Source organism: Achromobacter marplatensis, from assembly GCF_049060505.1.
In the GTDB taxonomy this organism is placed as follows: domain Bacteria; phylum Pseudomonadota; class Gammaproteobacteria; order Burkholderiales; family Burkholderiaceae_B; genus Achromobacter; species Achromobacter marplatensis_A.
This window is the reverse complement of the sequence record NZ_JBMGRB010000001.1, coordinates 90916-117336: the sequence shown is the minus strand read 5'-3', so window position 1 is coordinate 117336 and position 26421 is coordinate 90916. Positions and strand designations below refer to the sequence as shown.

Annotated in this window: 24 protein-coding genes; 16 read left to right on the top strand and 8 right to left on the bottom strand. The window is 66.1% G+C overall.

The annotated features are described in order from the left end of the window. Nucleotides 1-216 precede the first annotated feature (216 nt). Genes glyQ through def form a run of 8 tightly spaced genes read left to right on the top strand, consistent with a single transcriptional unit; the run spans nucleotide 217 to nucleotide 7669 of the window. A complete protein-coding gene (gene glyQ, locus ACI0FO_RS00505) occupies nucleotides 217-1125 on the top strand; it encodes a glycine--tRNA ligase subunit alpha (protein ID WP_416023319.1) in 909 nt (302 codons plus the stop codon). Then, on the top strand, nucleotides 1126-3264 hold the full coding sequence (glyS, locus tag ACI0FO_RS00500) for a glycine--tRNA ligase subunit beta (protein ID WP_416023317.1): 2139 nt from the start codon (nucleotides 1126-1128) through the stop codon (nucleotides 3262-3264). Further along, entirely contained in the window at nucleotides 3261-3800 is a 540-nt protein-coding gene (gene gmhB, locus ACI0FO_RS00495; protein ID WP_416023316.1) for a D-glycero-beta-D-manno-heptose 1,7-bisphosphate 7-phosphatase, read from the top strand. The genes glyS and gmhB overlap by 4 nt, the downstream gene beginning before the upstream one ends. Before the next feature lie 4 nt (nucleotides 3801-3804). Next, nucleotides 3805-4527, top strand: coding sequence for a lysophospholipid acyltransferase family protein (locus ACI0FO_RS00490; protein ID WP_416023314.1), 723 nt, complete (start codon nucleotides 3805-3807; stop codon nucleotides 4525-4527). Continuing rightward, entirely contained in the window at nucleotides 4520-5560 is a 1041-nt protein-coding gene (locus ACI0FO_RS00485) for a M48 family metallopeptidase (protein WP_416023313.1), read from the top strand. The genes ACI0FO_RS00490 and ACI0FO_RS00485 overlap by 8 nt, the downstream gene beginning before the upstream one ends. Before the next feature lie 21 nt (nucleotides 5561-5581). Next, nucleotides 5582-6724 carry a 2-aminoethylphosphonate--pyruvate transaminase gene (locus ACI0FO_RS00480; RefSeq protein ID WP_416023311.1) on the top strand — a complete coding sequence of 381 codons (1143 nt, stop codon included), beginning with the start codon at nucleotides 5582-5584 and terminating at the stop codon, nucleotides 6722-6724. An 11-nt stretch (nucleotides 6725-6735) separates the two neighbouring features. Then, a complete protein-coding gene (gloA, locus tag ACI0FO_RS00475) occupies nucleotides 6736-7131 on the top strand; it encodes a lactoylglutathione lyase (protein ID WP_313465204.1) in 396 nt (131 codons plus the stop codon). A gap of 4 nt (nucleotides 7132-7135) precedes the next feature. Then, a complete protein-coding gene (gene def, locus ACI0FO_RS00470; RefSeq protein WP_416023308.1) occupies nucleotides 7136-7669 on the top strand; it encodes a peptide deformylase in 534 nt (177 codons plus the stop codon). Here the strand turns inward: def and ACI0FO_RS00465 are convergent. Continuing rightward, nucleotides 7666-9951: an acyl-CoA dehydrogenase gene (locus ACI0FO_RS00465; protein ID WP_416023307.1), complete on the bottom strand. Its 2286-nt coding sequence runs from the start codon at nucleotides 9949-9951 to the stop codon at nucleotides 7666-7668. The two genes, def and ACI0FO_RS00465, sit on opposite strands and share 4 nt — an antisense overlap. 147 nt (nucleotides 9952-10098) lie before the next feature. On the opposite strand from ACI0FO_RS00465, the gene ACI0FO_RS00460 reads away from it, so the two are divergent. Next, nucleotides 10099-11328 (top strand): nucleoside recognition domain-containing protein, encoded by a 1230-nt coding sequence (locus tag ACI0FO_RS00460; RefSeq protein WP_416023305.1) that lies wholly within the window; start codon nucleotides 10099-10101, stop codon nucleotides 11326-11328. Between the two features lie 39 nt (nucleotides 11329-11367). On the opposite strand, the gene pyk is transcribed toward ACI0FO_RS00460, so the two are convergent. Beyond that, a complete protein-coding gene (gene pyk, locus ACI0FO_RS00455; RefSeq protein ID WP_416023303.1) occupies nucleotides 11368-12810 on the bottom strand; it encodes a pyruvate kinase in 1443 nt (480 codons plus the stop codon). Nucleotides 12811-12914: 104 nt separating this feature from the next. Between pyk and ACI0FO_RS00450 the strand changes: the two genes are divergently transcribed. Then, entirely contained in the window at nucleotides 12915-14057 is a 1143-nt protein-coding gene (locus tag ACI0FO_RS00450) for a glycerate kinase (RefSeq protein WP_416023302.1), read from the top strand. A gap of 536 nt (nucleotides 14058-14593) precedes the next feature. On the opposite strand, the gene rsmA is transcribed toward ACI0FO_RS00450, so the two are convergent. The 3 genes from rsmA to ACI0FO_RS00435 are packed head-to-tail and all read right to left on the bottom strand — an operon-like array spanning nucleotide 14594 to nucleotide 19377. Beyond that, nucleotides 14594-15385: a 16S rRNA (adenine(1518)-N(6)/adenine(1519)-N(6))-dimethyltransferase RsmA gene (rsmA, locus tag ACI0FO_RS00445; protein ID WP_416023300.1), complete on the bottom strand. Its 792-nt coding sequence runs from the start codon at nucleotides 15383-15385 to the stop codon at nucleotides 14594-14596. Nucleotides 15386-15403: 18 nt separating this feature from the next. Continuing rightward, nucleotides 15404-16990, bottom strand: a complete 1587-nt coding sequence (locus ACI0FO_RS00440; protein WP_416023298.1) for a peptidylprolyl isomerase — start codon at nucleotides 16988-16990, stop codon at nucleotides 15404-15406. Beyond that, nucleotides 16987-19377: an LPS-assembly protein LptD gene (locus tag ACI0FO_RS00435; RefSeq protein WP_416023297.1), complete on the bottom strand. Its 2391-nt coding sequence runs from the start codon at nucleotides 19375-19377 to the stop codon at nucleotides 16987-16989. Before ACI0FO_RS00435 ends, ACI0FO_RS00440 begins: the two co-directional genes overlap by 4 nt. Nucleotides 19378-19546: 169 nt before the next feature. On the opposite strand from ACI0FO_RS00435, the gene ACI0FO_RS00430 reads away from it, so the two are divergent. The 6 genes from ACI0FO_RS00430 (at nucleotide 19547) to ACI0FO_RS00405 (ending at nucleotide 24552) form a co-directional block, all read left to right on the top strand. Then, a complete protein-coding gene (locus ACI0FO_RS00430) occupies nucleotides 19547-20587 on the top strand; it encodes an aminoglycoside phosphotransferase family protein (RefSeq protein WP_416023296.1) in 1041 nt (346 codons plus the stop codon). Next, complete coding sequence (gene murU, locus ACI0FO_RS00425) at nucleotides 20587-21273, top strand: N-acetylmuramate alpha-1-phosphate uridylyltransferase MurU (RefSeq protein ID WP_416023294.1); 687 nt, start codon at nucleotides 20587-20589, stop codon at nucleotides 21271-21273. The genes ACI0FO_RS00430 and murU overlap by 1 nt, the downstream gene beginning before the upstream one ends. Nucleotides 21274-21419: 146 nt before the next feature. Beyond that, a complete protein-coding gene (locus ACI0FO_RS00420) occupies nucleotides 21420-22118 on the top strand; it encodes a DUF6776 family protein (protein ID WP_416023292.1) in 699 nt (232 codons plus the stop codon). Between the two features lie 123 nt (nucleotides 22119-22241). After that, nucleotides 22242-23867: an FAD-dependent monooxygenase gene (locus ACI0FO_RS00415; RefSeq protein ID WP_416023290.1), complete on the top strand. Its 1626-nt coding sequence runs from the start codon at nucleotides 22242-22244 to the stop codon at nucleotides 23865-23867. Next, a complete protein-coding gene (locus ACI0FO_RS00410; RefSeq protein WP_416023289.1) occupies nucleotides 23864-24091 on the top strand; it encodes a hypothetical protein in 228 nt (75 codons plus the stop codon). The genes ACI0FO_RS00415 and ACI0FO_RS00410 overlap by 4 nt, the downstream gene beginning before the upstream one ends. Continuing rightward, nucleotides 24088-24552 (top strand): MarR family winged helix-turn-helix transcriptional regulator, encoded by a 465-nt coding sequence (locus ACI0FO_RS00405; protein WP_416023287.1) that lies wholly within the window; start codon nucleotides 24088-24090, stop codon nucleotides 24550-24552. Before ACI0FO_RS00410 ends, ACI0FO_RS00405 begins: the two co-directional genes overlap by 4 nt. On the opposite strand, the gene ACI0FO_RS00400 is transcribed toward ACI0FO_RS00405, so the two are convergent. The 3 genes from ACI0FO_RS00400 to ACI0FO_RS00390 all read right to left on the bottom strand — a co-directional run bounded on the left by ACI0FO_RS00400 (nucleotide 24549) and on the right by ACI0FO_RS00390 (nucleotide 26350). Continuing rightward, nucleotides 24549-24875 (bottom strand): 4a-hydroxytetrahydrobiopterin dehydratase, encoded by a 327-nt coding sequence (locus ACI0FO_RS00400; protein WP_416023286.1) that lies wholly within the window; start codon nucleotides 24873-24875, stop codon nucleotides 24549-24551. The genes ACI0FO_RS00405 and ACI0FO_RS00400 overlap by 4 nt on opposite strands. 8 nt (nucleotides 24876-24883) lie before the next feature. Then, nucleotides 24884-25531: an OmpA family protein gene (locus ACI0FO_RS00395; protein WP_416023285.1), complete on the bottom strand. Its 648-nt coding sequence runs from the start codon at nucleotides 25529-25531 to the stop codon at nucleotides 24884-24886. A gap of 135 nt (nucleotides 25532-25666) precedes the next feature. Continuing rightward, entirely contained in the window at nucleotides 25667-26350 is a 684-nt protein-coding gene (locus tag ACI0FO_RS00390; RefSeq protein WP_416023283.1) for an HAD family hydrolase, read from the bottom strand. Nucleotides 26351-26421 lie beyond the last annotated feature (71 nt).

The following is a 26421-nucleotide window of genomic DNA, read 5'->3' as shown; positions in this document are numbered from 1 at the left end:
AACCTGGAATCATACGACCATTGGTTTTTAGACGCAGCCGCCGCGCCCCGGGGTGTCCACTCCAGGCACGCCGGCGTCACTCGGGCGGTGCCCGAAACGCATAGATGTAACTGTACGCCGCCCATTCGAAAACAGGACCGCCCCGGGCCAGTTAAAATGCCGGGTTTCCCACGCCCAGGGCAAGCCTTGCTCAGGCGACCGAATTCCAAGAATCCTATGCTCACCTTTCAGCAAATCATCCTTACGCTCCAGGAATACTGGGACAAGCAGGGTTGCGCCCTGCTGCAACCCTACGACATGGAAGTCGGCGCCGGCACCTCGCACACGGCCACATTCCTGCGCGCGATCGGCCCGGAGCCGTGGCGCGCCGCCTATGTGCAGCCGTCGCGTCGCCCCAAGGATGGCCGCTATGGCGAAAACCCCAACCGCCTGCAGCACTATTACCAGTACCAGGTCGTGCTGAAGCCGGCGCCCCCGGAAATCCTGGACCTGTACATCGGTTCGCTGAAAGCGCTGGGCATCGACCCGACACAGCACGACATCCGTTTCGTCGAAGACGACTGGGAAAATCCCACGCTGGGCGCCTGGGGGCTGGGCTGGGAAGTCTGGTTGAACGGCATGGAAGTCACGCAGTTCACCTACTTCCAGCAAGTGGGCGGCCTGGACTGCACGCCGACCACGGGTGAAATCACCTACGGCCTGGAGCGTCTGGCCATGTACCTGCAAGACGTGCAAAGCGTGTACGACCTGGTCTGGACGGAAGGCGCCAACGGCAATCGCGTGCTGTACCGCGACGTGTTCCACCAGAACGAGGTCGAGCAGTCCACCTACAACTTCGAGCACTCGTCGGCCGACATGCTGTTCGCCCACTTCAACGATTACGAAGCCGAAGCCAAACGCCTGATGGACGTGCCCCTGGCGCTGCCGGCCTACGAGGCCGCGCTGAAAGCCGCCCACACCTTCAACATGCTGGACGCGCGGGGCGCGATCAGCGTTACCGAGCGCGCCGCCTACATCGGCCGCATCCGCAATCTGTCGCGCGCCGTCGCGCAGGCTTATTTCGATTCCCGCGAACGACTGGGCTTTCCCATGCTGCGCCGCAACCAGGCCGGGGAGGCTGCATAAATGACAACGAACATCCGCCCGCTGCTGGTCGAACTGCTGACCGAAGAACTCCCGCCCAAGGCCCTGCAGAAGTTGGGGCAGGCCTACGCTGAAGGCGTGCGCGCCACGCTCGAGCGCCACGGCTTGTTGGCCGACGGCTGCGCCGTGACCGCGTATTCCACGCCGCGCCGCCTGGCCGTGCACCTGTCGGCCGTGCTGGCCCAGGCGCCCGACCAGCCTTATGCCGAAAAGCTGATGCCCGTGAAGATCGGCTTGACGGCAGACGGCCAGGTCACCCCAGCGCTGCAGAAAAAGCTGGCCGCCAAGGGTCTCGAGAACATTGACCCGGCCACGCTGGACCGCGAATCCGACGGCAAGCAAGACTATCTGGTCGCCCGCGGCACCGCTGCCGGCGCCCAGTTGGCCGCAGGCTTGCAGGAAGGCATCGACACGGCGCTAAACAGCCTGCCGATCCCGAAGGTCATGCGCTATCAATTGGCCGACGGCGTCACCACCGTCAAGTTCGTGCGCCCTGCGCACGGCTTGGTCGCGCTGTTCGGCGCCGACGTCGTGCCGGTGTCCGCGCTGGGCCTCACCGCTGGCCGCGACACCCTGGGCCACCGCTTCATGAGCAACGGCCCGGTGTCGTTCGCCGATGCCGATTCCTACGCCGCCACCCTGGCCGAGAAGGGCCGCGTCGTGGCGTCCTTCGAAGGCCGCCGCGACGAAATCCAGCGCCAATTGCTGGACCACGCCGGCCGTCTGTCGGCCACGCTGGGCGACGACCCCGAAGTCGCTGCGCTGCTGGACGAAGTGACTGCGCTGGTCGAACACCCCACCGTGTACGTGGGCCAGTTTGAAGAGCAGTTCCTGCAAGTGCCGCAGGAATGCCTGATCCTGACCATGCGGTTGAACCAGAAGTATTTCCCGCTGTTCGACCCGGCCACCGGCCGCCTGACGCACCGTTTCCTGATCGTGAGCAACATGCACACGGACAACCCGGTGAACATCGTCGAAGGCAACCAGCGCGTGGTGCGCCCGCGTCTGGCCGATGCGCAATTCTTCTTCGAAACCGACCGCAAGACGCCGCTGGCCGCGCGCGTCGAGCAACTGGGTTCCATCGTTTATCACAACAAGCTGGGCACCCAGCTTGAGCGCGTGGAACGCGTGCGCGCCATCGCGCGCGGCGTGGCGGGCCAACTGGGCGGCGACGTCACGGCCGCCGACCGGGCCGCCATGTTGGCCAAGGCCGACCTGGGCTCGAACATGGTGGGCGAATTCCCCGAGCTGCAAGGCATCATGGGCGCCTACTACGCCGCTGGCGACGGCGAGCCCGACAGTGTCGTTCAGGCGCTGCGCGGCCAGTACCGCAACCGCTACGACTCGCCCGTCACGCAAGACACCCTGACCGCGGCCACGCTCTTCATCGCTGAACGCGTGGAAACGCTGGTCGGCATCTGGGCCATCGGCCTGGCGCCCACGGGCGAACGCGACCCCTTCGGTCTGCGCCGCGCCGCGTTGGGCCTGATCAGCGCCTTCGAACAACTGGCCGCAGGCGGCTGGCTGAAGATCAGCGAAGACGGCCCGCTGTCCCTGGACGGCCTGCTGGAGCTGGCCGCGGGCACGTTCCCGGCCGGCAAAGTCCCGTCCGACACGCTGACCGAAGTCCGCACCTTCATCTATGAACGCTACCGCAACCAGCTGATTAACGACTTCGACCGCAATGCGGTGGAAGCCGTCATCGCGTTGACGCCGCCGCTGCATCAAGTGGCCGAACGCGTGCGCGCCGCCGCCGCCTTCGCGCAACTGCCTGAAGCCGCCAGCCTGGCCGCCGCCAACAAGCGCATTGGCAACCTGCTGAAGAAAGCCGAAGGCGAGATCGGCGCGGTGAACGCCGCCGCGCTGGTGGAGCCTGCCGAGAAGGCCCTGGCCGCCGCGGTCGCCGCCTTGCGCCCGCAGGCCGAGGCCCAGCTTGCCGCCGGCGACTTCGCCGGCAGCCTCTCCACGCTGGCGCAGGCGCGCGAACCGGTGGACGCGTTCTTTGCCGACGTCATGGTCATGGCCGAAGACCCGGCCGTGCGCGCCAACCGGCTGGCCCTGCTGGGCCAGTTGCATGGCCTGATGAACCAGGTGGCAGACATTTCCAGGCTGGCACAGTGAAACTGATCATCCTTGACCGCGACGGCGTCATCAACCAGGACAGCGATGCGTTCGTCAAGAACCCCGACGAATGGATCGCCCTGCCCGGCAGCCTGCAAGCCATCGCCCGGCTGACGCAAGCCGGCTGGAAGGTGGTGGTCGCCACCAACCAGTCGGGCTTGGCGCGCGGCCTGTTCGACATGGACACGCTGACCGCCATCCACACCAAGATGCGGCGCGAGTTGGCCGCCGTGGGCGGCAGCATCGACGCCGTGTTCCTGTGCCCGCATGGTCCCGATGACAATTGCAGCTGCCGCAAGCCGCGCCCCGGCATGTTCGAGCAGATCGGCCACCGCTATGACATCGATCTGGCCGGCGTACCGGCCGTGGGCGATTCGCTGCGTGATTTACAGGCCTCGTCGTCCGTCGGCTGCTCGCCCTGGCTAGTGCAGACGGGCAATGGCAAAAAGACGCTGGCCAAGGGCGGCCTGCCCGACAACACGCGTGTGTGCGAAGACCTGTCGGCCGTGGCCGACGCCCTGCTGCAGGACAATTGATTCGATGGCCCGGCTACGTTCGCTACTGTATTTCCTGTTCCTGGCCATCACGGTCATCCCCTACGCCTTCCTCTGCATCCTCTGGGCGCCGCTGCCCCTGCACTGGCGCTACAAGCTGACGGTGGGCTGGCCGCGCCTGGCAATCTGGGGCGCCAAGGTTTTCTGCGGCATCCGCTGGCAGGTCAAGGGCTGGGAAAACCTGCCCGACGGCCCGGCCGTGATTCTCTCCAAGCACCAATCGGCCTGGGAAACGCTGTTCTTCCCGGCGCACATGCCGCGCGAAGTTTGTTTCGTCTACAAGAAAGAACTGCACATGGTGCCGTTCTTCGGCTGGGGCCTGGCGCTGCTGCGCATGATCGCCATCGACCGCGCAAAGGGCCGCGATGCGTTCGACCAAGTGGTCAAGCAAGGCCAGACCCGCATGGACGAAGGCCGCTGGCCCCTGCTGTTTCCCGAAGGCACGCGCGTAGCGCCGGGCAAGACGGCGCGTTTCAAGATGGGCGGCGCGCTGCTTGCCTCGCGCACCGGCGCGGTTGTCATTCCCGTGGCGCATAACGCCGGGGAGTGCTGGCGGCGCAACGCTTTCGTCAAATATCCCGGCCTGATCACCCTATCGATCGGTCCCGCGATAGAATCCAAGGGACTCTCCCCCGATGAACTGAACCAAAAGGTACAGGGCTGGATCGAAGGGGAAATGCGGCGTCTCAATCCTGAAAGGTATGTCTAGCACTGATCAGCTCGAACTCCTGTTCGACGTGCAACAAGACGACGCGCCCCCGGGCGCGTCGCCGCTGATCGCCACGCCGAAGCCGCAAGACGCACCTCGGCCCGCCGCGCCGCGCAGCGTGCCTCCGCCTGCTGCCTCTCCGCAGCCTGCGGCCCCTCAGCCGCACGCCCCAAAGACATTGTTCCCTGATGCGCAGACGGGTCCCGCCCCCGCGGGCGAACCGCTGCTGACGTTGTCGCCCAATGCGTCGTCCCGCGTCCCCACGCCCTGCCCCGATCCGCTGCCCCCCGGCGCGCGCTGGCGCGAAGTGCCCACGGAACATCAGCCCATCGGCTTCGTGCTGCTGCGTTCGCGCCGTCGCAGCATCGGTTTCGTGATCACCGATGACGGCCTGCGCGTCACCGCGCCCAGCTGGGTCACGCTGGCGCAGATCGACGACGCGGTGCTTGAAAAGGCGCGCTGGATTCTTGCCAAGCTGCGTGAATGGCATGCCCGCAAACAGCAATTGGCCATGGCGCATACGCGGTGGCAGCCGGGTGGCGAACTGCCCTATCTGGGCAAGCGCATCCTGATTGGCGTGGGCGGCGATAGCCGCCAGGCCCGCCTGTCCGGCGACGCGGACGCGCCGCAGGACGGCGACACCCTCTGGCTGGCCCTTCCGTCCACGGCCGAGCAAAGCCGCATCCGCGATTCGGCGCAAGCCTGGCTGCAACAACGCGCCGGCGCCTGGTTCGGCGCCCGGCTGGCGTACTTCCTGCAGATCAGCGGCCTGAAGATCCGCCGCTGGCGGCTGTCGTCCGCCGCCACGCGCTGGGGTTCCTGCACCAGCGACGGCAACATCATGCTGAACTGGCGGCTGATCCATTTCGCGCCTGCGATCATCGATTACGTCATCGCACACGAACTCGCGCATTTGCGCGAGATGAACCACAGCCAGGATTTCTGGCGCGAAGTGGGGCAGATCCTGCCTGACTTCGAAGACGCCAAGAACATCCTGCGGCGCCACGACCCCGCTTCCCTTCCGCAGTTCTAGAAGCCCCTCTGGAGAGACAAGATGCTTCTGCTCATTCCCGGCCCGGTCACGACCGACGCGCGGGTGAAGGCCGCCATGGCACAGGACTACGCGCCGTGGGACAACGATTTCCGCGAGACCTACCGGCAGGTGTGCGCGGGCGTGCTGCGCGTGGCGCAGGCGTCGTCCGACACGCACGCCGCGCTGGCGCTGCCCGGCTGCGGCCATTTCGCGGTGGAAGCCGCGATCCGGACCTTTGTGCCGCCCGGCGGCCGTCTGCTGGCGCCATCCACGGGCGCCTACGCGTCGCGCCTGCAAAAGCTGGCCGCAGACGCGGGACGGATTGCCGTGCCCTTGCCCGTCGGTGCGACAGCGCGCGTGGACCCGGTCGCCGTCGCGGCGGCCCTGGAACGCGACCCCACGCTGACGCATCTGGCCCTGGTCTACAGCGAAACCGGCAGCGGCATCTGCCATGACGTGCCCGAGCTGGCTCGCGTCGCCCACGCGATGGGCCGCCGCGTCATCATCGACGCGGTATCCGCCTTCGGCGCGCTGCCATTGGACCTTTCCGTCCTGCCGGCGGTGGACGCCGTGGTGCTGACCGCCAACAAGTGCCTGGAAGGGCTGCCGGGCGCCGCCTTTGTGGTGGCCCCCGTGGACCGTCTGGAAGCCGCCCGCGGCAACGCGGGCAGCTGGTCGCTGGACCTGGCCGACATCCATCAACACACGCTGGCCCCCAACGCCGGCCCCCGGTTCACGCCGCCCGCGCCCACCCTGGCGGCGCTGGCCGTGGCGCTGGACCTCTTTGAACAGGAAGGCCGAGAGGCCCGCCTGGCCCGCTACACAGCCAACATGCGCACGCTATATGATGGCGTGATCGAGCTAGGCTTGTCGCCCCACCTGCCGCGCGACCTGCAGGGCCCCATCGTCGTCAACGTCTGCGCGCCAGACGCCCCGACCTGGAACCTGCAGCTGTTCGTGGATGCCCTCAAGGCACGCGGCTACGTGCTCAGCAATTTCAGCAACACCGAACAACCCACGTTCCGGGTCGGCTGCATCGGCGCTTTCGGCGCCGAACAGATGCGGCTTGCGGTCGACGCCATGGGCGGCGCACTGCGCGACATCGGCATCACGCGGCAAAACGCCGGTAACCCCGGGTTCATGCCCCAACCCCTCATCGCCTAAGGAAGATCTCCATGCGTATGCTCCACACCATGCTGCGAGTCGGCAATCTTGATAAGTCCATCGATTTCTACACCAATGTGCTCGGCATGCGCGTCCTGCGCCGCAACGACTACCCGGAAGGCAAGTTCACGCTGGCGTTCGTGGGTTATCAAGACGAGTCCGAAGGCGCGGTCATCGAACTGACCCACAACTGGGACACCGAGAAGTACGACCTGGGCAACGGCTACGGCCACATCGCCCTGGAAGTCGACAACGCCTACGAAGCCTGTGACAAGGTCAAGGAACGCGGCGGCAAAGTCACCCGCGAAGCCGGCCCGATGAAGCACGGCAAGACGGTCATCGCGTTCGTGGAAGATCCCGACGGCTACAAGATCGAGTTCATCCAGAAGAAAGACCGACAAGACTGAAATCATGATTCATCCCATTCTGAAAATGGGCGACCCGCGCCTGTTGCGGGTGGCGGCGCCTGTTGACCGCTTCGACACGCCCGAGCTGCACGCCCTGATCGACGACATGTTCGAAACCATGGCGGCTGCACAAGGCGTGGGTTTGGCCGCGCCGCAGATCGGCGTGGACTTGCAACTGGTGATCTTCGGCTTCGACCGCAACGAGCGCTACCCCGACGCGCCGCCCGTGCCGCAAACCATCCTGTGCAATCCCGTCATCACGCCGCTGTCAGACCAGATGGAAGACGGCTGGGAAGGCTGCCTGTCGGTGCCGGGCCTGCGCGGCCAGGTGCCGCGCTACCGCCACATCCGCTACAGCGGGCGCGACCCCTATGGCCAGTTGATCGAGCGAGAAGCCGAAGGCTTCCACGCCCGCGTGGTGCAGCACGAGTGCGACCACCTGATTGGCCGCCTCTATCCGTCGCGCATCCAGGATTTCTCGAAGTTCGGCTTCACTGAAATCCTGTTCCCGGGAATGGACCCGAACGCCGACGACTAGGCGCCTGAGTTCGGATTTGGGCCTGGATCCTGCGGCGACAAGTCCGCTGGCGCGAAATCATCCACCTGCAAGACCTGCGACACCATGGCCTCCGCCGCTTCCAGTTGCGCGGCCTGCGAGTCGGTGATCGCGCCGCGCTGATGCGCCTCGCGCCAATCGCGCACGCCCGATTGGCGCAGACGGTCGCGAATCGGCTGCACGGCATCCACCAGTGCGAACGCACGGGCCAGATCGGCCAACGGGTCACGGCCCGCGCGGCCCGCCCCCAACAGCACGCCGGCGGACGGGGCACTGACCGGCTCGCGATGCAGGTCGGCCGCCAACCGCACATGCGTGGGTGACGGCTTCAGCAGCAGTTCGGCGCACTCGCGCGTCAAGGCGTCATTCGGCCCCCTGGCCAGGCGCAGCGGCAGGATGGCCGCGCGCAAGCCCCAGGCCAGCATGCGCCCTGGCAAATTGCGCAAGACCTGGTCCAGGCTCTTTTCGATCGTGGCATAGCCCTGCTCCATGCACCAATGCACTAGCGGCAGGTCATCGTGCTTGCGCCCTTCATCTTCCCAACGCTTAAGCACCGCCGAAAGCAGATAGAGCTCGGACAGAATGTCGCCCAGCCGCGCCGAGATCATTTCGCGCCGCTTCAAGCTACCGCCCAATTGCGCCAACGTGGCATCCGCCAGCAACGCGAAGCCGGACGCATAGCGCCCCAACCGCCGGTAGTGGCCGGCCGTCGGTCCCGACACGGGCGAAGGCGCCAGCACAGCGCCCGTCCACGCGCGGCCGATCGCGCGCAGCGTGTTTTTTCCGGCATGGCGCAAGTGCCGCCAGAACACGTCGTGGAAGACCTCGAGGCCGCGCTCTTCGTCCGGATTGGCCAGCGCCAGCATTTCCGGCATCAGGTACGGATGGGCCCGGATAGCGCCCTGACCGAAGATGATGAGGTTGCGCGTCAGGATGTTGGCGCCTTCGACCGTGATGGCAATCGGCACGGCGCGGTATAGCCCGCCCAGATAATTGCCGGGGCCGTCCATGACGGCCCGCCCGGCATGCACGTCCATCGCCGCGTTCACCGAGCCGCGCATCCGCTCGGTTGCATGGTATTTCATGATGCCCGACACGACGGCCGGCTTGACGTCCTGGTTCAGCGCGGCGCAGGTCAGCCGCCGCGCTGCTTCCACCATGTAGGCATTGCCAGCCAGATTGGCCAGCTGCTCTTGCACGCCTTCGAACTTGCCGACCGGGATGCCGAACTGCTCGCGCACCCGCGCATACATGCCCGTGGTGTGCGCGCACATCACGGCGGCGGCGGCCGACAGCGACGGCAGCGAAATGCCGCGCCCCGCGGCCAATGCGCTCATCAGCATCTTCCAGCCCTGCCCCGCGCGGGCCTCGCCGCCGATCAGGGCATCCAGCGGCACGAACACGTCGCGGCCCGTGTTGGGACCGTTCTGGAACACCTGCATCGCGGGCAGATGGCGCCGGCCGATCTCCACGCCCGGCGCTTCAGTGGGCACCAGCGCCACCGAAATGCCGATGTCCTTTTGGCCGCCCAGGATGCCGTCGGGATCGGACATCTTGAATGCCAGCCCCAGCACCGTCGCGACGGGTCCCAGCGTGATGTAGCGCTTATGCCAGTTCAGGCGGATGCCGATCAGTTCACGGCCGTCGACGACCTGACGGCAGACAATGCCCGTGTCCACCATGGAAGCGGCATCCGAGCCGGCCTCGGGGCTTGTCAGGCCAAAGCACGGCACCTCTCGGCCATCGGCCAGGCGCGGCAGCCAGTAGTCGCGCTGCGCGGGCGTACCGAACTGCATCAGCAATTCGCCCGGCCCCAGCGAATTCGGCACCATGACCGTCACGCCGGCCGTAATGGAATACGCCGAAATCCGCCTGACGACTTCGGAATGCGCATAAGGCGAAAATCCCAGGCCGCCGTAACGGCGCGGGATGATCATGCCGAAGAAGCGTTGCGCCTTCAGGAAGGCCCAGACTTGCGGCGGCAGGTCGCGCCGGTTCCAGGTGATGTCCCACTCGTCCAGCATGGCGCACAACTGCGCCACCGGACCATCGATGAAAGCCTGCTCGTCGCGGGTCAGCGTGGCGGCGGGCACGTCCAGCAGCTTGCGCCAATCGGGGTTGCCCGTAAACAGGTCGGCATCCCACCAGGTGTCTCCGGCCTCGATGGCCTCGCGCTCGGTGGCCGACATGGCCGGCAACGCGTTGCGCGCCCAGCGATACGCGGGTTCCGAGATGCGGCGCCGGCGCCAGGCATTGAAATCCATGCGTGTCCCCCACTGTAATGGCCCTAGGGCGTATCAGGCCAAAGTACCAGAATTGGCGGGGCGCGGCCAAGCCCGAGCGTGCTGACTCTGCGACAATGGGCGTCGCCGCGCTGGTGCGCAATCAACCGTTATCCGGGCACATTTCGCATGCTGAACAAACTCTGGCTGGGCTTTTTCCTGACCGCCGCAGCCGCCGCCCTATACCGCTGGCTGGCCGTCGGCGACCCCGACGTCTTCCGGCTGATGGTGGCCAGCCTGTTCGACATGGCGCGCGTATCGGTGGAAGTCATGGTGCTGCTGTTTGGCACGCTGACGCTGTGGCTGGGGTTCCTGCGCATCGCGGAAGGCGCCGGCCTGGTGGAAAAACTGGCCCGCCTGCTGGGGCCGCTGTTCGCGCGCCTGATGCCTGGCGTGCCGCGCAACCATCCCGCCATCGGCCTGATCACGCTGAACTTTGCCGCCAACGGCCTGGGACTGGACAACGCGGCCACGCCGATCGGCCTGCGCGCCATGCGCGAGCTGCAATCGCTGAACCCCACGCCTGAAACCGCCAGCAACGCCCAGATTCTCTTCCTGGTGCTGAACGCATCGTCGCTGACGTTGCTGCCCGTCACGCTATTCATGTTCCGCGCGCAGCAAGGCGCAGCCGACCCCACGCTGGTGTTCCTGCCGATCCTGCTGGCCACCAGCGCTTCAACCTTGGCGGGTTTCCTGGCGGTGGCGGCCTGCCAGCGGCTGCGCCTGACGGATCCCGTCGTGATGTTATGGCTGGGCGGCGCGGCGCTGATCATGGGCGGCTTCATGGCGCTGCTGGCCAGCATGTCGGCCGCCGCCATCGCGTCGCTGTCGTCGCTGCTGGGCAACCTGGCGCTGTTCGGCATCCTCCTGGCATTCCTGGTCGTGGGCGCCTGGAAAAAGGTCCCCGTCTACGAGGCCTTCATCGAGGGGGCCAAGGAAGGCTTCGACATCGCCAAGAGCCTGCTGCCCTATCTGGTGGCGATGCTGTGCGCCGTAGGCGTGCTGCGGGCGTCGGGCGCGTTGGATTTCCTGCTTGACGGCATCCGCTGGCTGGCGCAGTACGCCGGCTGGGACACGCGTTTCGTCGACGCCTTGCCTACTGCGCTGGTCAAGCCGTTTTCGGGTAGCGCAGCACGCGCCATGATGCTCGAGACCATGACGCACCATGGCGTGGACAGTTTCCCCGCCCTGCTGGCCGCGGTCATGCAAGGCAGCACGGAGACCACCTTCTACGTGCTGGCGGTGTACTTCGGGTCGGTGGGGATTTTGCGCGCCCGCCACGCGGTGGGCTGCGCGCTGATCGCCGACCTGGCCGGCGTGCTGGCCGCGATCGGCGTGTGCTACTGGTTCTTCGGTTAAGCACGGCACGGCGGGGCTTGCGCCCCGCCCTTGCTGGCCCTAATCCACCAGCAGGATCTTCATGCCGTTGGTGCCGCCGCTGTCGCGATAGAAATCGCCCTTGGTCAAGATCACCCAATCGCCCGACTGCACCAGGTTTCGCTTGCGCAATTCGTCGATGGCGGCGTTGCTCAGATCCGCCGGTTCGTAGTCCGACGGAGCAAAGGGCACCGTATAAACGCCACGGAACATCGCCACGCGGTTCTGCGTCAGGCTGTGCGGGCTGTAGCAGTAGATCGGCACGCCGGAACGGATGCGCGACATGATCAACGGCGTGTGCCCGCTTTCCGTCAACGCGATGACGGCCTTGACGCCGGGAAAGTGGTTGGCCGAATACATGGCGGCCAGCGCGATGGTCTCGTCGCAACGCGTGAAGGTCTCGCCCACGCGGTGATGCGATTTGGTCGTGGTCGGGTGCTTTTCCGCCCCCAGGCACACGCGCGCCATTGCCTGCACCGCTTCCACCGGATACTGGCCCGACGCGCTTTCCGCCGACAGCATGACCGCGTCCGTGTAGTCCAGCACCGCATTGGCCACGTCCGACACTTCGGCGCGCGTGGGCATGGGGCTGGAGATCATGGACTCCATCATCTGCGTCGCCGTGATCACGACCTTGTTCAGCGTGCGCGCGTGTTGGATGATGCGTTTCTGGATGCCCACCAGTTCGGCGTCGCCCACCTCCACGCCCAAATCGCCGCGCGCCACCATCACGCCGTCGCTGGCTCGGATCAGCGAGTCCAGCGCTTCGTCGTCGGCCACCGCTTCGGCGCGCTCGATCTTCGCGATGATCCATGCCTGGCTGCCGGCCGCGGCCAACAGGGTGCGGGCCTCGTCGATATCGCTGCCATAGCGCGGGAACGACACGGCCACATAATCAAGTTCCATTTCGGCGGCCAGCTTGATGTCGACGCGGTCCTTGTCGGTCAGGCTGGGCGCGGACAGGCCGCCGCCGCGGCGGTTGATGCCCTTGTTGTTCGACAGCGGCCCGCCCACCGTGACGGTCGTGTGGACCTCGTCGCCTTCGACGCGGTCCACCACCAGCACCACGCGGCCATCATCCAGCAGGAGCTCGTCGCCCACGCGGCAGTCGGTCACCAGTTCGGGGTAATCGATCCCCACGATGCTGGCGTTGCCGGCTTCCTTGGGATGCACGCGCGACAGTGTGAACGGCTGGCCGACTTGCAATTGCACCAGCTTGTCCGTGAAGCGCGCGATGCGGATCTTGGGCCCCTGCAGATCGCCCATGATGGCGACGAAACGGCCCTGCTTGGCGGCGATCTCGCGCACCAGGCGGGCGCGCTCGCGGTGGTCGTCCGCACTGCCGTGCGAGAAGTTCAAACGGGCCACGTCCAGGCCTGCGCGGATCAGCGCATCAATGCGTTCGGGCGACGAAGTCGAAGGGCCCAAGGTGGCGACAATTTTTGTGCGGCGCAATACAGGCATGACGGTCCACTCTCGCAAAAACAACGAAAGCGCTATGGTACGCCGCCTGCGTCGGCACGGGTATCATGGTCGTCACCCGACCTACAACGAGCCCAGCCAAACCCGTGAAAATCGTCATTGCTCCCGACTCTTTCAAAGAAAGCGTTTCCGCACCCGACGCGGCGGCGGCCATCGCGCGCGGTGTCAAGGCCGCCTGCCCCGGCGCCCACACGATATGCGTGCCGATGGCGGACGGCGGCGAAGGCACGGTGGAAGCCGTGCTGGCCGCCACCGGCGGCAAGGAACGGCAGCTGACCGTGAACGATGCGCTGGGCTACAAAGTCGATGCCGTCTGGGGCTTGCTGGAAGACGGCACCGCCGTCATCGAAATGGCCGCGGCGGCGGGCCTGGAACTGATTGCCCCATCCAAGCGCGACCCGATGCGCGCCAGCAGCCACGGCGTGGGCGAACTGATGCTGGCCGCCATCAACGCGGGCGCCAAGCGCATCATCCTGGGGTTGGGCGGCTCGGCCACCAACGACGCAGGCGCCGGCATGCTGACGGCGTTGGGCGTGCGCCTGCTGGACGCCGAGGGCCATAGCCTGCCCCCCGGCGGCGGCGCGTTGGGCAAGCTGGCCAGCCTTGACACACACGGGCTGGACCCGCGCCTGGCCGGCATCCGCATCGACATCGCCTCGGACGTCGACAACCCGCTGTGCGGCCCGCACGGCGCCTCGCATGTTTTCGGGCCGCAGAAAGGCGCCACGCCGGAACAGGTGCTGGCGCTGGACCAGATGCTGACGAATTTCGCCGACGTCTGCGCGCGGCACTTGGGCGCCGACCATCGCGACAAACCCGGCGCGGGCGCCGCCGGCGGCCTGGGCTTCGCGGCCCACGCCTTCCTGCAGGCCCACTTCCGGCCCGGCGTCGACATCGTGGCCGAACTAGGCGGCCTGGCCAAGGCTATCGAAGGCGCCACGCTGGTGTTCACCGGCGAAGGCCGCATGGACGCGCAGACACTGCGCGGCAAAACGCCCGCCGGCGTGGCCCGCATCGCGCAGCAGGCCGGCGTGCCGGTCGTCGCGTTGGCGGGATCGCTGGGCGACGGCTACGAAGCGCTGCACGCCTGCGGCATCAGTGCGGCGTTCAGCCTGGCCCCCGGCCCGATCACGCTGCAACAAGCGCTGACGGACGCCGAGAAGCTGCTCACGGATCGCGCCCGCGACGTCATGCAGCTGTGGATGGCGGCGCAGAAGCGCATGCTTTGATCGGCGGACCGCACCGTTGAAATCGGCGGACCACACCGTTGAAATAAGGGCATGGATCTTTGTACGACGTCGTTGAAATGGAGGCTTTGGTCTTTGGACGACGCTGTTGAAACGGGCCATTTGGCCTTTGAGCGCCGCCGTTGAATCGGCGCTTTGATCGTTGGGCGGCGCCGATGCCTTGATCCTTGGGCGGCGCCGATGCCTTGATCCTTGGGCGGCGCCGATGCCTTGATCCTTGGGCGGCGCCTACGCCTTGATCCTTGGGTGATGCCGATGCCTTGATCTGTAGGATGGGTGGAGCGCGAGCAGGCCTGCGTAGTTGCGCGAATGCCGAACGCGCGCAACCCATCGGACGGCGCACCAGTTTTTTTCCGGATCGGCCATACCGCACATGCTGCTTGATGGGTTGCGCGCGTTCGGCGTCAGTGTTCTTTGGATGAAATCTTCGCGCTTCACCCATCCTACGGCCATAGCGCCCACATTGCGCATCAATGAAAAAGCCCGCATCAGCGGGCTTTCTCATTTGGAATCGCGCTTCAAGTGGATTGCAGAATGCCCGCTTCCACCAGCGCATCCGACAAGCGGATGTAGCGGTCCACCGAGATGTCTTCGGCCCGTGCCGTCGGGGCGATGTCCAGGGCTTCCCACGGCACCTGCGGCGCCCAGTCGGCCAACACGCGGCGCAGCATCTTGCGGCGCTGCGAGAACGCGCGCGCCACCACGGTTTCGAACGCCCGCGTGCTGACCGGACGCAGGCGGTCTGCCGGCAGCGGCACCATGCGGACGATGGCCGACACGACCTTGGGCGGCGGGTCGAAGGCCTCGGGCGGCACATCGAACAGCTTGTGCATGCGGTAGCGCGATTGCAACATCACGGAAAGGCGGCTGAAATCGCCCGAGCCGGGTTGCGCCACCATGCGGTCGATCACTTCGCGCTGCAGCATGAAATGCTGGTCGCGGATGTGGTCGGCCCATGCCATCAGATGGAACAGCAGCGGGCTGGAGATGTTGTAAGGCAAGTTGCCCACGACACGCAGCGCGCTGCCGAATTGCGAAAAATCCACCGTCAACGCGTCGGCTTCGACAACGGTCAGGCGGCTTGCGTCGAACTGCTTGCGCAGCCGGGCGGCCAGATCCCGGTCGATCTCGACCGCGGTCAGGTGATCCAGCCGCTCAAGCAGCGGCCGCGTAAGCGCAGACAAACCCGGGCCAATCTCGACCACGGCATCGTCACGAGCGGGGGCAACCGCCCGGACGATGGACTCGACGACGCTTTCGTCGGTCAGGAAGTTCTGGCCAAAGCGCTTGCGCGCCTGGTGTTGAGACATGAAAAGCCCGTAATGCGTTTAGCGGTTGTTCTGCTGGATCTTCTGCTGCTTTTCAAGACGGTTATCGACATACGCTTGTGCGCGCAACTGGTCGAGCCAATCTTCGAAAGCAGGCTGGGCACGGCGTTCGAACAGGGTCTGGCGCGCCTTCATGCGGGCCAATTCGTCCGTGACGTCATGCTGACGGCGTTCTTCAACCTGGATCAAGTGCCAACCGAAAGGCGACTGGACCGGAGGGCTGATTTCGCCCGGTTTCAAGGCATTCATGGCGGCTTCGAACGGCGGCACGGTTTCACCCGGATTCAGCCACCCCAGCTCGCCGCCTTGCGGCGCGGTCGAGTCCTGCGAGTACTGCCGCGCCATGTCTTCGAACTTCGCATCGCCGGCCACCAGGCGCTGGCGCACCTGTTCCAGGCGTTGGCGCGCGGTCTCGTCGCTCATGACGGTGGACGTCTTGATCAGGATGTGGCGCGCGCGGGTCTGCATGACCTCAGTGGGGCCTTGCGGCGCGGCCGCGGCTTGCGGGCGAGCGGCCGGCTGCTGTTGCTGCGGCGCCTGCGCAGGCGCCGAGGCCCGTGCGGTGCGCCCGGGTGCCGGTTGCGCGGTGCCGCGGTCCATCACCTTGATGATGTGGAAACCGTTGCCGCTCTGGATCAGGTTCGTCACTTCGCCCTTCTGCAGATTGCTGATGGCCTTGACGAACAGATCGGGCCAGCCGTCCAGCGGACGCACGCCCATGACGCCACCTTGCAGGGCTTCGGGGCCATCCGAGGACGCCGCCGCCAGGCTGGCGAAATCGTCGCCGCGCTTGGCTCGCGCCAGAATGCCTTCTGCCTTCTTGCGCAACAGGGCAAGCTGTTCGGAAGACGAGCCTTCCGGCACGCGCACCAGAATCTGCGCCAGCGCGTAGAGCATGGGGCCGGCGGGCACGGCGGCCTGCTCGGGCGGGGCTTCCGGCCGGGCCTGTGGCTGCGGCGCCGCTTGCGGCGATGCGCCGAACGCCGGATTACGACGCTGGTCCTTCAGGAACGCGTCGACCTCGGTATCGGAAATGATGATGGTGGAGTCCACCGCGCGCTGGCGCAGGCGATCCGTGCGGATCTCGTCACGCAGCGATTTGCGGTAGGCGTCCCACGTCGTGCCCGATTTTTCGATTTCGGCGCGCAGCTGCGCCACGCTGATCTTGTTGCGCCCGGCGATGGTCTGGATCGCCTGGTCGACCTGGGCGTCATCCACGCGGATGCCCAGGCGGTCGGCTTCGTGGCGTTGCACGCGCTCCATGATCAGGCGCTGCAACACCTGATGCTGCAAGGTCTGGTCGTCGGGCACCTGGATGCCGCGAGACTTCAGTTCGCCGGCAATGCGGAGCGACGCATCGCGCAATTCGCGCAACGTGATCACATCCTTGTCGACCACGGCGGCGATGCCGTCGACGAACTGTTCGCCCTTCGCTGCGGGCGCCGCGGCCTGCGGCGCGGCCTTGGCGCCATTGTTGGCGGCCCGGCCGGTCTGCTCAGCCGCATGCGCGGCGGGCAAGCCGGCGCAAAGAGCCAGCAGCAGCGCGCTGCCGGACAGGCGACGCAAAGAGTGCAACCTACGCATCATTCATACCTTTCAAATGTGGTCCCAGCCGGCACGGGCGGTGTAATGCTGGTGTAGCCGGGGATACTTCTGTTCAGCAGGTTCATCGGATCGGTTCCCAAGGAACCCAGGCCGGTCAGCTCAAGCTGGAAGAACACTGCGGAGTTGGCGTCCGTAGCCGATACGGCATAGCGCTGGTAGACCACCCGGCCCACCCAGCAGCAATCGCCTTTGTACTCCAGGCCGGCAATGGCCTGGGTCACGCGGGGGGACTCCATCGTGTTGGCCACGGTGCTCGACGGCCCGGAGCGCAACGAATAATCCACCCGGCCAACGCCATACCAGCGCTTGGTGAAGGGCCACTGCAACGCCAGGCTAACCTGGTTCTGGCCTTGCGGCTGGTACGAGACTCCGGTGGGAGGATCGCGTTGATAACGATACGACAGCGCCACCGTCGTCAGGCGTTGCGGCGACCAGCGGGCGCTGACGAGCCCGCGCGACCACTTGTTGTCGTAGGGGTTGTACTGAGCGGCCACGTCGGTGCTTAGCGTGTCGGTCAGCGCGGCGCTGGCGCCCACCAGGAAGTCGGAGCGCACGTTTTCACGCGGCGTTTCGCCCGGCAACGTAACTTGCTGGTCCGCGAAATACAGGCGCTGCGCCACGGCCAGCGACATGCGCTCGAAACCGGTATTGGCGTCCAGCCAGCGCGTCGTCAACGCCGCGGTCAGCTGGTTGGCGTTGGAAATACGGTCCCAGCCGCCGGTGTAGATGTTCTCTTCAAAGGCCTGCGAGAAGCTGAAGTCCGCCAACGACGTGTCGTAAACGGGCATTTTGGACTGGTCACGGTACGGCACGCGCAGGTAGTACAGGCGCGGCTCCAGGGTCTGGGTGGACGCCTTGCCGAACAGCGAGGTATCGCGTTCGAAGATAAGGCCCGCATCCAGCGACATGATCGGTACCGTGCGCGACTGCGAGCGCGGCAACCCATCCGCCGTTCCACCGTTCAAGCCCAGCGCATCCACGCCATACCACTTGGTCTGGTATTGGGTGTAATTGACGCCGGCCTTCGGAATGATGAACCAGCCCGGACGCACGATCGGATAGGACACCGTCGGGTATGTCTGCAGGCGGTCGCCTTCCGGATAGCGCACGGTCGAACCGAAATCCGGTCGGCGGAAACGCACCGCAGTCGAGGTCCAGTCCACATCGAAGCCGCCCCAGTCATAGCGCGCACCGCGCAGATACAGCTCGGGCTCCTTGTCGTAAGGGGGCACCAGGGGCGCGTCCGGATCCTGCAGGGTCTGGTACTTGTAGACCTGCGCGTAGGCGCTCCAGTAGTTGGAAGCCCAGCCCACACGGCCGCGCTGCGGCAGATAGGTGGTCGACGCCTGGTTCAGGCCCAATTGGGAAATATCGCGGTAGTAATTGTCATCCGAGACTTTCGCGATATCCCAGTCTGCGTAAAAGCCGTGCGAGAACGTCTGCTGGTGACGCCACCAGTACATCCAGCGGTCTTCGCTGGTGACGTTATCGTTGGGCAGATAGGCGCCATCGACGGTACCAACATAGCTGGAACCCAGGTAGCGGAATTCGCCGCCCAACTGCATGCCGCGCTTGGAGAAATAGCGTGGCTGGATCGTCGCGTCGTAGTTCGGCGCCAGGTTCAGGTAGTACGGCAGCGAAAGATCGAAGCCGCCCTGGCTGGTCGTTCCGTAGGTCGGCATCAGGAAGCCTGACTTGCGCTCCTTCTTGACCGGGAAGGTCATGTAGGGCGACGCCAGGATCGGCACATCCTTGAAATACAGCACGCCATTGCGCGCCACGCCTTCGTTTTCGTCGAAGTCGATGTCGACGGTGTTGGCCTTGATGTACCAGGACGGCGTCTCGCACGCGCAGCCGCTGTACGTGACGGTGTGCAGCCGCATCTGCGACTTGCTGAAAATGTCAGCGTGTTCGGCGACGGCGAACCCGCCGGCCGCCCCCATCCAGAAATTGGGCTTTTCGACTTCGCCGGAGTACTTGTCTACGTTGAACTTGGCGTTGGGGCCGGTCACCAGCGTGCCGTCGCGCATCATGCGCGCGTTGCCCTGCACGTCGACTTCGCCGGTGTCCTTGCGGTAGTTGATCCGGTCGCCCTTGATGATGCCGTCGATGCGGCGCACTTGCGCGCTGCCGGTCAGGGTCAGGTCGGACTCGGGATCGCCCTCGATGCTGTCCGCTTCCATATAGGCGGGGATGCTGTCGTCGGGCAGGCGATGTATCCGCAAACCCGGGGAGGTGCGCAGCACCGGGGCCGCGGGCGACACGCTAGCGGATGATGCGGCGGGAGCCGGATCCTGGCTGCCTTGGGCCTGAACGGCCCCGGCGGCGACGCTGACAGCAGAGAGGATCAACCACCGAACCTTGCGCACGAGTGAAAACAGCCCTTTTTTGACGATGGGAAAACCTGGCACCGGCACCGCGGAAGGGCCAATGCGAACGGAAACGAGCCGGTATTATAGAGAAGCCGCGCCATACGCCCAGCCTTATGTGCGCCGAACGCAAATTTCAGCAATATTGCCTTTCTGACACGGATCTTCCTTGAAAAACGATCACGACCCCCGCCTGGCGCAGATCCGCAACTGGCTGGATAGCCTGCCCGCCGACCTGGATCTGGCCGTGGACACGCTGCGCCCCGCCTCCGCCGACGCCAGTTTCCGCCGGTATTTCAGGCTGGACGCCGGCGAGCGCACCCTGATTGTCATGGACGCGCCCCCTGCCCATGAAGACTGCCGCCCCTTCCTGCATGTGGGGCAACTGCTGGCCGACGCCGGCTTGAACGTACCCAAGGTGCTGGCGCAGGACCTCGGGCTGGGCCTGCTGCTCCTGTCCGACCTGGGGGAACAGACCTACTACCAACGCATCCAGGCCGGGATGCCCGACAGCGAACTCCAGACGTTGTATCGCGAGGCGCTGGCCGCGCTGGTGCAACTGCAAAAGGCCTCCACCGCCGGGCTGGCGACTTACGACAGCACCCGGCTGGCCGACGAGCTGAAGCTGTTCCCCGAGTGGTACGTGCAAAAGCACCACGGCGAGACACTGGACGACAAGACGGCCAACGCGCTGGAAAAGATCTTCGCGCTGCTGTCGGCCAGCAATGGCGGGCAGGCGCAAGTCCTGGTGCACCGCGATTTCCATTCGCCCAATCTCATGGTCTGCGACCAGCCGCAGTACGGCCCCAATCCCGGCATCATCGACTTTCAAGACGCGCTGGCCGGCCCCATCACCTATGACCTGGCGTCGCTGGTGACCGATGCCCGCACCACCTGGGAAGAACCGCAGCAACTGGACTGGGCCATCCGCTACTGGGAAATGGCACGCGCCGCCGGGCTACCGGTCGCGTCCGATTTCGCCGAGTTCCACCGCGCCTACGAGTGGATGGGGCTGCAGCGCAACCTGCGGATTCTGGGCGTGTTCGCCCGCCTGAACCACCGCGACGGCAAGGCGCACTACCTGGCCCACATACCGCGCATGAACGGCTACGTGCGCCAGGTGGCGCAGCGCTACGGCGTCTTCACCCCTCTGCTGCGTCTGCTGGACAAGCTGGACGACCGCCAGGTCCGCGTCGGGTACACCTTCTGATGCAGGCCATGATTCTTGCCGCGGGACGCGGCGAACGCATGCGCCCCTTGACCGACCGGTGCCCCAAGCCCCTGCTGGCCGTCGGCGGCAAACCGCTGATCGTCTGGCACCTTGAGCGCCTGGCCGCGGCCGGCATCCACGACGTCGTCATCAACCACGCCTGGCTGGGCCACGAAATCGAGCGCGCGCTGGGCGACGGCGCGGCCTTCGGCATGCGGATCCGCTATTCGGCGGAAGGCACCGCGCTGGAAACGGCCGGTGGCATCGCCCAAGCGCTGCCGCTGCTGGGAGACGCCCCCTTTCTGGTGATGAACGGGGACGTCTGGTGCGATTGGGATCCCGCGGCCGCCCCCGGGCTGGCTGCCGGGTTGCCCGGCGGCGGAGCGTGGCTGCTGATGGTGGACAACCCGGTCCAGCATCCCAATGGCGATTTCCGGCTGGCCCCCGACGGCAGCCTGCACGCCGAGGGGGAGCCTCGTTTGACCTATGCGGGCATCGCCGTCTACCATCCCTCGTTGTTTGCGGATATCCCGCGCGGCGCGGCGATGCCCATGCTGCCCCTTTTTCGGCAGGCGATGGCCAAAGGACTGGCTCGCGGCGCGCACCATACCGGCCGATGGACCGACGTCGGCACTCCTCAACGGCTTGCCGACCTGGACGCCGAGCTCCACGCGGCGGCGCGTTGATGCCCACATATTTCACAATATCAAGGTGCGCAACCAGGATTTTCCGCGCACCCAACGCCCCCGGGTAACGGGGTATTCTCTGACGCTTTGGCTCGCGCGGGCTTCGCGCGAACGGGCAACACACAGGAAGTTTTCTAGGAATGGGGATGTTTGGAAGATCGCAACGGGCCGTATTCAAGCCCTCCGTATACCAACCCGGTCAACGCACGCGGCGCCTGCCGCGCTGGCTCGTCCTGCTTCTTGTGGGGATTGCCCTGGGTGCGGGCGGCGTGCTCTTCCTGCAAACCAACTACGGTCCGCAACGGCTGACCGTAGAGCAGTCCGAGTCCCTGCATAGCGAGCTCAGCGCTTCCAACCTGGAACGCCAACGCCTGCAGACCCAACTGGACGAAGCCACCCAGCAGCGCGACGCCAACAAGTCCGGCCATGAAAAGCTGACCGCCGACCTGGCTGAAGCGCGCAGCAAGATCGAGACGATGAACAAGGAACTGGTCCTGTTCCAGGACGCCATGCCGCCCGATCCGCGCGGCGGCAACCTGGGCATCCGCTCGGCCACGTTCAAGCGCGCTCCCGGCCAGCTGGACTACCAAGTGCTGGTCATGCGCGAAGAGCGCACCGGCGCGCCGTTCAAGGGCACGCTCACGTTCTCCATCGACGGCAGCTACCCCAACGGCCGCGCGGCCACCGTCACGCCGGAAGGTCCGGCACTGACCGTCGACCGCTACGACTACGCGTTGGGCCAGTTGAAGCTGCCAGACGGCTTCACCCCCAAGGTGGTGGTGCTGCGCGTGATGGACGGCGCCCAGAAGCAACAGGCAATGCGCATCTATTACGTCCGCAACTGACGCCTTCGGCATCGCTGCGAAACCCCGCCCTGATCAGGCGGGTTTTTTTTGGCTGGAAAATTTGGTTGCGCGCGCAACCTTTGAAGAATATAGTTGCGTACACAACTACATCCCGGAGACAAGATGCCGCTCCCCTCGCACGTTCCCGTCTTGATTGCCGGCGGAGGCCCCGTCGGCCTGACGCTTGCCGCCCTGCTGGCCGAATACGGCATCGCCTCGCTGACGGTGGAGGCCGACGATGATTACTGCACCGGCAGCCGCGCGATCTGCATCTCGCGCCGGTCCCAGGAAATCCTGGGCTGGGCCGGCGCCGACCAGCCCCTGGCGGCGACCGGCCTGCCCTGGACCGGCGGGCGCAGTTACTACCGCGACCGCGAAGTCCTGCACTTTGAAATGCCGCACGACCCGCTGCAACGCTATGCGCCGATGGTCAACATCCAGCAGTACTCAATCGAGGAATACGCCCATCAGGCCATGCAGCGCCATCCCGAACGGGCTGCGCTGCAATGGTCGGCCCGCGTGGCCGGGCTACGCGCGGACGCCGACGGCGTGACGGTCGAGGTGGATGCGGACGGGCAACGCCAGACGGTGCGCGCCGACTGGCTGATCGCCTGCGACGGCGGACGCAGCACCGTGCGCGAAGCGATGGGGCTGAAGCTGGAAGGCATGCAATATGAAGGCCGCTACGTCATTGTCGATATCGAGCAGGCGTCCAGCCGCCCCGTCGAACGCCTGGCCTGGTTCGACCCGCCGTCCAACCCCGGTTCGACGCTGCTGATGCATCGGCAGCCGGGCAACGTATGGCGTGTGGACTACCAGATCCGCGACGACGAAGACGCCGACGAGGCCGTCAAGCCTGAGAACGTGCTGCCGCGCGTGCAAAGCCATCTGGACATGATCGGCGAGACCGCACCCTGGAAGCCGCTGTGGATTTCCATCTACAACGCCAAGTGCCTGACGCTGGACCAGTACCGCCATGGCCGCGTGCTGTTCGCCGGGGACGCCGGCCACCTGGTGCCGATTTTCGGCGTGCGCGGCCTGAATTCCGGGCTGGACGACGCCGGTAACCTGGCCTGGAAGCTGGCCTGGGTGCTGAAGGGCCAGGCGCCCGCCAGCCTGCTGGACAGCTACAGTAGCGAACGCGTACATGCCACCCGGCAGAATCTGGCCTACGGCGCCAAGAGCACCGAATTCATGGCGCCGCCGGATTTCGGCTTCCGCTTGATGCGCGAGGCCGCGCTGCGCCTGGCGCTTGCGGACGACACCGTGCGGTCATTAATCAACCCGCGCCAATCCGCGCCTATTTCCTACGACACCTCGCCGCTGAATCTGTCCGACGGCGCCCCGCAGGCCGGCCCGGCCGCCGCGCCCGGCCAGCCCGCGCCGGACGCACGGCTGCAGGACGGCGACGCGCCGCGCTATCTGAGCGAGTGCTTCGGCAACGGCTTCGTGGCGTTGGCGGTTTCTCCGTCCGGCGCGCTGGCGGCCGATCTGGATGCGCTGGCGGCAAGCACGCACGATGCGCCGCATCCGCTACGCATCGTGCGCGTGGGCGCCGGCGGCTGGGACGATGCGCATGGCCAGTTGCAGCAACGCTACGGCGCCGCGGACGGCCTCGTCTACCTGTTGCGTCCGGACGGTTATGTGCTGGGCCGCTGGAACACGCCGGACGTCGCCAGCCTGCGCGCCGCCCTCGCCCCCTACTACCCCTCGATCACCGTGTCCGCGCACAAGGAAGGCCAAGCATGAACCCCGAAGAACTGGACCAGGTGTACACCGGCATGGCGCAAGCGCTGACGCGCGTGGGCGAACCGCGCGCGCCGCTATTTCTGTCGATACTTGGCTTATCGTTGCTGAGCCGGCAGCCCGACGCCGCCTCAGCGCTGGCGCTGCTGGCGCAGGCAGAAAGCGCCTGCCTGGGTGAAGACGCTGTGGCAAACTATCCCGCCCCCACTCCTGCCCGCCCCACGTGAAACCGCCCGCCCTGGAACGATTCCTGACCTATCGCCTGCACGTGCTCAACAAGATTACGGACCGGGACACGAATCGCGCTTATTTGTCGGACTGCGGTATTCCCTTGGGCGAAGCGCGCTGCCTGGCGGCGATTGGCCGCTATGCGCCGCTGTCCGTCAACGACCTGGCCCGGTCCGCCAACCTGAACAAGGGCCAGGCCAGCCGTTCGGCGCAGGCGCTGGTCGAACGCGGGTTAGTCGAAAAGACGCTGTCCGCGTCCGACGGGCGCGGCGTGGTGCTGACGCCCACCGCCGCCGGCCAGGCGCAGTACCAGCGCATCATCGCGCTGATCGCGCAGCGCAACGATGAGATTTTCGCTTGCCTGGATGCGGGCGAACAGCGCGCCCTGGGCGACATGCTGGATCGCCTGATCGACCATCTGCAAGCGCGTGAAGACGGCACGGACGGCGAAGACGGCTAAGCGCCGGACGCGGGCGCGGTGGCCCCCATCTGCGCGGCGGCCTCGTCCATGAATTGCGCCATGCGCACGTCCAATTCGGTCACGCCGCCGGCGTCATGGGTGGTCAGCGTCACGTCCACCCGGTTGTAGACGTTCGTCCACTCCGGGTGGTGGTTCAGCTTTTCCGCGAACATGGCCACCCGCGCCATGAATCCGAACGCCGCATTGAAGTTCGGAAAGCGGAAGCGCTTTTCGATGGCGTCGCGCGTGGCCGCGGCCTGCCAGCCGGACAACGCGGCCACGGCGATATCGGAGCCAATACGGGCGGGAGGGAACATGCTCATGACAGACCTTATTGCTTGACGGCGTACAGGTAGATTTCCACGCGCCGATTCAGCGCGCGCCCTTCGGCGGTCGCATTATCACCGATGGGATCGTTCGGACCACGGCCTTCCGCCGCCATGCGGCCGGCCGCCACGCCTTGCTTGGCCAGGTAGTCCGTCACGCTCTTGGCGCGGTTGACCGACAAGGTCTGGTTATGTGCCAACGCCCCCGTGCTGTCCGTATGGCCAACCACCTTGGTGCGCAGCTCCGGATGCTGGTTAAGCGAACGCGCCACGCTGTCCAGCACCGGTAGCAAGGCGGGCTTCAACTGCGTCTTGTCCGTGTCGAACGACACGCCGCTGGGAATATTGACCTTCAGGCTGCCATCGGGCATTTCCACGACATCGATCCCCAGGGACGACGCGCCGGATTGCTGCACATCTTCTTTGACGACCTTCCAGTTGTAGCCCACCAGGCCGCCGGCCACCGCGCCGATGCCGGCGCCGATCGCCGCCCCCTTGCCGTGCCCGATCAGGGCGCCAATACCGGCACCGACCGCCGCCCCCGCCCCCGTGCCCACGGCGGTGTTCGTCTGCTGTTGCGTGGCACAGCCCGCCAGTAGCGCCCCCGCCGCCGCAACCACCGCGATCCGGTTGAACGTTGTTCTTGAGTTCATGGCAACCTCCACTATCCCGTGGTGCGCCGGATTATTCCGGCGTAAGCCATGCTAGCAAGCGCGGACCGGGGCACCGGCAACATTTTGTACTACGCAAATGGCCGGCACCCAGGGGCCGCCGCGCCCCGAAGCCGCTCAACCGTGGCGGAACCGGGCCAGCCACGGCAACGCCGCGTCCAGCCGGGGCGACTCCCGTTCCGGCGCCGGCGCGCCTTGCGGCAACGGCAACCCCACCCGGTTGTGCCAATACGTGCGCAGCCCGACCTTGCTGGTGCCAAACAGGTCATAGCCCGAGCCGGCGACGAACGCGGCATCCTCCGGACGCACCTGCAAACGCGCCAACGCCAGGGCATACGGCCGGGGGTCGGGCTTGTAGAAACCGGCCTCTTCGGACGTCACCACCACGTCCCAATCGACCTCCAGCAGGCTCGCGGCCTGGCGGCCCAGGCGGTCGGAACAGTTGGTAACCACGCCCAGGCGGCAATGCGGGCGCAACGCCTGCAACAATTCCCGTGCGCCGTCCCATGCGGGCAATTCGGCCCAATGCGCTTCCAACGCCTCCGGGGCGCTGGCTGGCAGGCCGACCGCGGCAGCGGCGTCCTGCACCAGCTGTTCATAGGGCTGATAAGCGCCGCAACCATAGGTACGGCGCAAATAGTCGGCGCGCCAGGCGCGGCCCAGCGCCTCGGTGCCCGCCGCCCGATTCCAGATCGTCCACGAATCCAGCAAGGCGGTCAGCAGGTCGAACAGCACCGCGCGCGGGTGGCCGGACGGGACGTCGGTATCCGGGAAATCAGCGGAACCTTGGGTTGGTGACATGCGGGCGCTCCTGGGATGGCAATGCGGCCACTATAAAGAGCCGCAGGCCCGCTGTGGTTCATCGCATCTTT